The 3,209-nt window shown below is 74.7% G+C and carries 2 protein-coding genes; both read left to right on the forward strand.

Annotation, left to right across the window (positions count from 1 at the left end; translation table 11 throughout):
* Window positions 1–178 precede the first annotated feature (178 nt).
* Window positions 179–1,027, forward strand: coding sequence for a tryptophan 2,3-dioxygenase family protein (locus VF746_23025; GenBank protein HEX8695303.1), 849 nt, complete (start codon window positions 179–181; stop codon window positions 1,025–1,027).
* Between the two features lie 372 nt (window positions 1,028–1,399).
* The coding region (locus VF746_23030) for a methyl-accepting chemotaxis protein (protein ID HEX8695304.1) at window positions 1,400–3,209 on the forward strand (1,810 nt) is incomplete at its 3' end.

Here is a 3,209-nt window from a genome sequence, read left to right on the forward strand (position 1 = left end):
GAGTGCGTGAGTGCGTGAGTGCGAAGTGCGAAGTGCGTAGTGCGACGGCCCGCCTCCCCGGCGGGCCTTCGTCGCCTCCACACCTTGCACGATCCCGCCCCGCGCCGTCTCTTTCCGGCACCCGCGCCGCAGCATGCGCGAGGTCACTCACGCACTTACGCACTCACGCACTCGCAACGTGCACACTCTCGCCTGCGGGCACCGGGTCCGCGACCCGGGCCAGACCCACTACTGCTCGTACCTGGGGCTGGAGACGCTGCTCACCCTCCAGCCCGGGCCGGACCAGGCGCGCCACCCCGACGAGCACCTGTTCGTGGTGACGCACCAGGCGTTCGAGCTGTGGTTCACGCAGCTGCGCACCGACCTGCCGCGCGTGATCGCCGCGCTCGACGCGGGCGACGCGGGGCTGGCCACCTGGCTGGTGCAGCGCTGCACGGCCGTGGTCCGGCTGTTCTCGCCGATGATGCGCGTGCTGGAGACCATGACGCTGGGCGGCTTCTACGCCTTCCGCCACCACCTGGTCCCCGCCAGCGGCGGCGAAAGCGGCCAGTGGCACGAGATCGAGATCCTCTCCGGCGCGCGCGAGCCCGAGTTCCGCCGCTTCCTGGAGAGCGAGCCGCGCGCGGACGACTCCACGGGCCCGCTGGTGGGCGTGTGGACGCCGCGCCTGGCCGAGCTGTGGGACGCGCCCTCGGTGGCCACCGCCGCAGAGGCGCTCTTCGCCCGCCGCGGCGTGGGCCCGGCCGACGTCTACGAGGCCTCGCACCAGGGCGCCGAGCACTGGGACCTGGCGCACCTGGCCGAGGCGCTCCTGGAGTACGACGAGGAGGTGCGCATCTGGCGCTTCGTGCACGCCCGCACCGCCGAGCGCACCATCGGCCCCGACGTGGAGGGCACCGCCAGCACCACCGGCGTGCGCTACCTGGACCGCATGGCCACCTCCCGCGCCTCGTTCTTCCCCTTCCTCTGGGCCGCCCGCGGCGAGCTGTGGGAGCGCACCCAGGGCGGCCGCTCCGGCCAGGGCTGATCCTCCCGCGCCTCGTTCTTCCCCTTTCCTCTCGGCCTCCCGCGGCCCGCCGGGATCCGAAGACACGTTCCCGATCGGGAACGCGCCGGGTTCGCCGACGGGCCGGACAGCCGCACCGGTCCCCGCCGCGGCCAGGTTCGTACGGGCGGATAAGGTGTGTGCCCCGAGGGGGCCCGGGCCGTGCCGCACGTGCTCGCGGCAAAGGGAATTTCTGCGTTGTGACCCGTTTCGGGCCGGGGCTTTCGCGGGTGTCCCGCACCCCCTAATCTCCTGTTCCGTCCTCGCGTTCCCGAGACAGCTCCCCCTCGACCCTCCCCGCGGCCGGCGCCTCCCTCCCTGCCGGCCGCCGACCCACGCCCGCCGATCCGGAACATGAGCCCGACCTCCCAGGATCCGCACACCCTGTCCCTGGCCGGAATCCGCCTCTTCGGCCGCCGCGCCGGCGACCCGGCCGGACGCTTCCGCTCCGGCCCCGCCGACGGCGGCGGCAGGCTGCTGGAGGAGAACTACCGGCGCACCGACCGGATGTTCTCGTGGCTGCTGCTGGCGCACGTGCCGCTCATGGCGGCGCTCGCCTTCGTGCGCGGGACCTGGACCGAGGTGCTCGTCTGGGGGCTGCCGTGCGTGGCGGCGGGCGTCTTCGCGGCGCGGCGCTGGGCGGGGAGCTTCGGGGCGCGGCTGACGGTGGCCACCACGCTGCTCCTGATCTCGGCGCTCATCATCCACCAGACGGGCGGGATGATCGAGATGCACTTCCACATCTTCGCCATCCTGGCCTTCCTGCTGATGTACCGCGACTGGCGCCTCCCCGTCTGGGGCGCCCTGGTGGTCTCGCTGCACCACGTGGGGTTCAACCTCGGGCAGACGACGGGACACGGGTCGCACCTGCGCGTCTTCCAGGACCACACGGGCTGGCACATCGTGGCGGTGCACGCCGCCTGGGTGGTGTTCGAGGTCGCCATCCTGGTCTACATGGCGCGGCTGCTGGCGGGGGAGACTCGCCAGGCCGAGGCGCTGATGCGCATGGCCGAGCGGGTGGGCGAGGGCGACCTGACCGCGCGGGCCGAGCGGGGCGCCGGGGCCGTGGGCGACGCGGTGGCCGCCATCAACGGCGGCACCGAGCGATTGGGCTCGGCGGTGCTGAGCGTGCGCGGCCGCGCGGAAGAGGTGGCCCGGGTGGCCGAGGGCCTCACGGCCGCCGCCGAGCACGTCACGGGCGCCGCGGAGGGAGTGGCCGCCTCCTTCGCCCAGGCCGCGGCGGGCGCGCAGGAGCAGGCCCGCAGCACCCGGCTGATGGCCGAGGCCCTGGGGCGGATGGCGCGCTCGATCGACGACGTGGTCCGCCGCGCCGAGGGCGTCTCCGGCCAGTCGCAGCGCGCCTTGGGCGTGGCCCGCGACGGCTCGCGGGTGATCGGCGAGGCGGTCGACAGCCTGCGGATGATCCGCGAGACGGTGCTCGAGACCGCCGCCCGCATCGGGGAGCTGCAGGACTACTCGGCGCGGATCGGGAGCATCACGCAGGTGATCACCGACATGGCGGCGCAGACCAACCTCCTGGCGCTGAACGCCGCGATCGAGGCGGCGCGCGCCGGCGAGCACGGCCGCGGCTTCGCGGTGGTGGCCGAGGAGGTGCGCAAGCTGGCCACGCAGTCGGGCAGCTCCGCGCGCGAGGCCGCCGAGCTGATCCGCGACGTGCAGGGGGTGACCGCGCGCGCCGTGGAGAGCATGGCGCGCGGCACCGCGGAGGTGGAGGCGGGCTCGTCGCGCGCCGCGGGCGCGGGCTCCGCGCTCGGCGAGATCCTCTCGGTGGTGGAGCAGACGATGGCCGACGTGGGCGAGATCAACCGCGCGGCGGAGGGGATCGCGCGCTCCAGCCTCGCCGCCCTGGCGCTGGCGGGTCTCGATCCGGCGGAAGAGGACGGCGGGGGCCGGTCCAGCGTGGTGGAGCTGTCGCAGGCGAACGCCACGGCGGCCGAGGACGCCGCGGCCGCCGTGCAGGAGATCAACGCCTCGATGCAGGAGATGAGCGCCGGCGCCGAGGAGCTGGCGCAGATCGCGCGGCAGCTGCAGGACGAGGTGTCCCGGTTCCGGGTGGGCGGCGATGACGGGCCGGCGGTCTCCGGGCCGGCCGGACGCCGCGCGGCGCAGCGCCCTGCGATCCCTCCCGCACGCGCCGCGGCGA

The sequence above is a fragment of the Longimicrobium sp. genome (assembly GCA_036389795.1).
Lineage (GTDB): Bacteria > Gemmatimonadota > Gemmatimonadetes > Longimicrobiales > Longimicrobiaceae > Longimicrobium.